The sequence below is a fragment of the Cyanobium sp. NIVA-CYA 375 genome (assembly GCF_056108345.1).
The window spans coordinates 1-3,228 of sequence record NZ_JBSYHW010000139.1; the positions used below are offsets into that span (position 1 = coordinate 1).

Sequence of the window (3,228 nt, forward strand, 5' to 3'; positions counted from 1 at the left end):
AGCCAATGCGATCCGCTGAGTCTAGAAACAAATGAACCGAGTAGACTTCTGCGTGTAAATGACTTCCAAGGGCCCATTTCCTGTTTATTTGATTGTGACTCTCGGCTGGCGGCTGAGGAGTGAAATTGTCAAAAGCCTTGGGAGATCTGAAGGCGCTTGGTACTAATCCCCAATTGGCATCACTCTGCCCCCTGAAAAGCATCGTGGCCTTTCCGATCCTCGAGGCTTCGATGTGGCTCGATGTCCGGAACCAAGTGTCCTTAAGAAAGAAATCAAGAAAGTCGCTAGCGGTAGAAATGAGCTCGTCGGTTGTGAGCATGCGTGCTGCCTTGGCCTCTAATGAATATTTTCTTGCTGTGCATGTAATTTGCAACCCGGCCACCAACCGGCAGCCGGGCCTGAGCCCACGGCTCAGCAGACCGAGACGGTGCAGCCGGGGGTGCCCTGCAGCTTGCGGGCAAAGGCAAACGCCTTCTCGGCAGGGATCAGCCGCATCTTCTTGACGGGCTTGCCGCGGCGGCCCATGAACTCGACCTCACAGGGGGTGGTGCCGAGCTTCTGGACCCCGGGCTGATAGCGGTGAACCAGGAGCAGGCGGACTTCGCAGACGGGGCCTTGGGGAGTGGCCATGGCTGGGGTGGAGCGGAGAACACCGACCAAGCGCCCCGCAGACGCAGTGCTGGCCAGGGGCGAGCCCCGCGAGCCTCGCGTCAGCCCTGGCCCGCACAAGCCGCAGGGGCATGCTGCAGAGGGGTTTCGCTCAGCCCCGCCAGCCACGCCCCACTGGCATGGATGCTGATCCGTGCTGAACGCCCACCGCGCCCGAGGGCAGAGCTGCTCCTCAAGCCCCCTGGGATCGAGGCGTGCCCAGCGGCCCGTCAGACCTGATGCGGCCCGCCGCGCAGCGGCGCTCTGGCTGCCCGCGCTGCAGCACCCCCGCCAGCGTTCGTCTGTGCCCTGGGCATCGGTCCCGGCCTGGCTGGTGGCAGGGTCTTACCTGGTGGCTATCCCCTACTGGAGCTGAGGACTTCTTTGGCCGGAGCCGCGGAGCCCGAGCAGGCGCGAAAGGCGGAGCCGCGCAGGCTGAAAGGGGCCCAAGGGCCCCCTGCAGGATCAGGCAGCCGGCATGGACCCATAGCGCTGCAGCCCGCCGCGGCGCAACGACGCCTCGGCTTCCACCTGCTGGCGGTAGCTCAGCTCGGCTTCTGCTTCCAGGGCGCTATCGATCTCATCGACCCGCGCCAGGCACTGCTGGATCGCCGGCAGCACCTCCTCCTCCAGCCGGGAGATCTCCTCTTCTCCATAGGGCCGATCAATCCAGGTGCGCCGTAGCGGCCGGCCGGCATGGCCCCTGAGGATTGATTCGATGGCTTTGCCGCAGGACTCCAGCAGCAGGAACGGATCCTCCTCTGGCCGGCAGAACGGTGAGGCGGCAGCAGAGAAGCCAGTGGACTGGATAGCCATGACGATCGGCGCCCAAACGGCGCAGCGACGGGACCGATCCCAGCGGAGGCCTGGCCGTAGGCCGGGCCTCAGACTGGAGAGGCCCGGAGCAAGCCCCCCGCTCGCTCCCAGGCGTCAGCGGTCCATCCGCGACAGCGCTGCTCCACCCAGCAGCGCCAGCAGCAGCTTGAGGGTGGAATCAAAGCCGCCCTGCAGCTGCTCCAGCGTGCCGGGGCAGATCTGCCCGATCGACCGCCCCTCCAGCGCCCGCTGCCCGCACACCCCGGCGGCGAGGGAATAGATCAGCAGCTGGGTGCCGATCACCACCGCCAGGATCCGCAAGACGAACCGCTCGCGGTCAAACGGCGGCCTGGGCGGCCGGGGTTCTGGGTTGGCTTGCATCGCCGCTCCTCCGTCGCGATCAGGCCCCAGCCGGTGGCCGCACCTGTCCGGTCGTCACTTTTTTTCCTGGAAGACCCCCACATAGATGGTGCCCTGCCGGTAGAGGGGCAGCACCTTGTCGCGCAGATCGGCGTTGTGCAGGCGAACGCAACCGAGGGTGGGGTGCAGGGGCTGCTGCGCTGCCCAGGCCCCGGGCCAGCCGCAGGCCGATCCACCGCCGTGGAGCATGATCCCGGCCCGGCCGTGGGCCACCTCCTGACCCTCCAGCTCCTCCATGTCGAAGGAGTACCAGCCGTAGCCCATGGCGGTATCGCTGCAGGGCGGGTTGGGGTTCTGCTCGTAGTCGGCGTAGAGCTGGCCGAGCCGGTAGAGCCCAGGCGGCGTATCGGTGCTGGTCTGGGTCCAGTCGGTATCGGCGCCTTGGCCGCGGGCCAGGCAGGGGATCTTCCAAAGGAACTGGCCGCTGTGGTCGTAGGCCTCCATGTCCTGGTCGCGGTCATTCACCAGCAGGTAGGAATCCCCGGGCTGGACGGGAGCTGCCAGCTGCGGGCCAGCCATGCCGGCTTCCTCTGAGCCGCGCGGATCGAGGCCGCCGCTGGGGACTGCTGGCGCCGGGGGCGCAGCGGGTTTCTGGCTGAAGGTGAGCGCCCAGGGGGCCTGCTCATCGAGGACGGCCTCGCTGCCGGGCAGGGCAGCGATCGCGGCATGAAGGGTCCAGACGCCGGAGACCTGCTGGGGTTCACCGCGAAAGGCTTCAAAGCGGTCCTGGAACCGCTCGGGGGTCATGGGGCTGGCCATGGGCGTGGTGCTGCTGAGCCCTGTTGCCAGTGCTGGCTTGGGGCCGCCGGCTGCGGGCACAAAGAGAGCGCCCCAGCCGCAGCCGGGGCCGCCCCCTCAGAAGGGCAGCTCGCTCTCGGGGCACCAGACCGGCACCGAAGCTGGCGTGGCCACCTGGCGCTCAAAGAGCAGATCAGCGCAGAGCTGCTCCAGCCGCTCCAGAGGAGCAGGGCGGCGGGCCGAGGCCTCTTCCCAGAGCAGCTCAAGGGTGCGGGAGCTCAGGAGCTGGAAGGCGCGGATCCGGGATGCGGAAGCCATGGCAGGCGTAGCGAAGACCCCGAAGCAGGCCGGGCGGGGTCAAGGGGCAGCCCCGTCTGCAATGCGGAGCGCAGCGCAGCCAACGCACCAGTCCGGCTGACTCGCGTCAGCCCTTGAGGCCGCCCGGACCATGAGGAGGGCTGCGCGTAGCCGATCCACCAGGAGCTGGGCCACCACGGTTCTGTCTCCTCGGTGGTTGGGGCGTGGGGACACCTGACACTCCTATGGATTGTCAAGCCCTCCACGCCTCCGTGATCGGCTGGTAGTTGCCCGGTACTTGAGGGGCAG

At 67.4% G+C, this 3,228-nt stretch carries 7 protein-coding genes; 1 reads left to right on the forward strand and 6 read right to left on the reverse strand.

Annotation, left to right across the window (positions count from 1 at the left end; genetic code table 11):
• Both AC01FP_RS16640 and AC01FP_RS16645 read right to left on the reverse strand, forming a co-directional pair.
• A partial coding sequence (locus tag AC01FP_RS16640) for a hypothetical protein (RefSeq protein ID WP_474481779.1) occupies positions 1-382 on the reverse strand: 382 nt, incomplete at its 3' end.
• A 29-nt stretch (positions 383-411) separates the two neighbouring features.
• Positions 412-630 carry a hypothetical protein gene (locus tag AC01FP_RS16645; protein WP_474481780.1) on the reverse strand — a complete coding sequence of 73 codons (219 nt, stop codon included), beginning with the start codon at positions 628-630 and terminating at the stop codon, positions 412-414.
• A 172-nt stretch (positions 631-802) separates the two neighbouring features.
• On the opposite strand from AC01FP_RS16645, the gene AC01FP_RS16650 reads away from it, so the two are divergent.
• Positions 803-1,024, forward strand: a complete 222-nt coding sequence (locus AC01FP_RS16650; protein ID WP_474481781.1) for a hypothetical protein — start codon at positions 803-805, stop codon at positions 1,022-1,024.
• A gap of 89 nt (positions 1,025-1,113) precedes the next feature.
• Here AC01FP_RS16650 and AC01FP_RS16655 read toward each other — a convergent pair whose 3' ends face one another.
• The 4 genes from AC01FP_RS16655 to AC01FP_RS16670 all read right to left on the reverse strand — a co-directional run bounded on the left by AC01FP_RS16655 (position 1,114) and on the right by AC01FP_RS16670 (position 2,940).
• Positions 1,114-1,464, reverse strand: a complete 351-nt coding sequence (locus tag AC01FP_RS16655) for a hypothetical protein (protein ID WP_474481782.1) — start codon at positions 1,462-1,464, stop codon at positions 1,114-1,116.
• A gap of 114 nt (positions 1,465-1,578) precedes the next feature.
• Positions 1,579-1,845, reverse strand: a complete 267-nt coding sequence (locus AC01FP_RS16660; RefSeq protein ID WP_474481783.1) for a hypothetical protein — start codon at positions 1,843-1,845, stop codon at positions 1,579-1,581.
• Between the two features lie 54 nt (positions 1,846-1,899).
• Positions 1,900-2,643, reverse strand: a complete 744-nt coding sequence (locus AC01FP_RS16665; RefSeq protein ID WP_474481784.1) for a L,D-transpeptidase — start codon at positions 2,641-2,643, stop codon at positions 1,900-1,902.
• Positions 2,644-2,739: 96 nt separating this feature from the next.
• Positions 2,740-2,940, reverse strand: coding sequence for a hypothetical protein (locus tag AC01FP_RS16670; RefSeq protein ID WP_474481785.1), 201 nt, complete (start codon positions 2,938-2,940; stop codon positions 2,740-2,742).
• Positions 2,941-3,228: the final 288 nt, after the last annotated feature.

Excerpts from the sequence above, each read along its gene's own strand:
- AC01FP_RS16645 (WP_474481780.1), bottom strand. The coding sequence starts at position 630 with ATGGCCACTCCCCAAGGCCCCGTCTGCGAAGTCCGCCTGCTCCTGGTT.
- AC01FP_RS16655 (WP_474481782.1), bottom strand. The coding sequence starts at position 1,464 with ATGGCTATCCAGTCCACTGGCTTCTCTGCTGCCGCCTCACCGTTCTGC.
- AC01FP_RS16660 (WP_474481783.1), bottom strand. The coding sequence starts at position 1,845 with ATGCAAGCCAACCCAGAACCCCGGCCGCCCAGGCCGCCGTTTGACCGC.
- AC01FP_RS16670 (WP_474481785.1), bottom strand. The coding sequence starts at position 2,940 with ATGGCTTCCGCATCCCGGATCCGCGCCTTCCAGCTCCTGAGCTCCCGC.
- AC01FP_RS16665 (WP_474481784.1), bottom strand. The coding sequence starts at position 2,643 with ATGGCCAGCCCCATGACCCCCGAGCGGTTCCAGGACCGCTTTGAAGCC.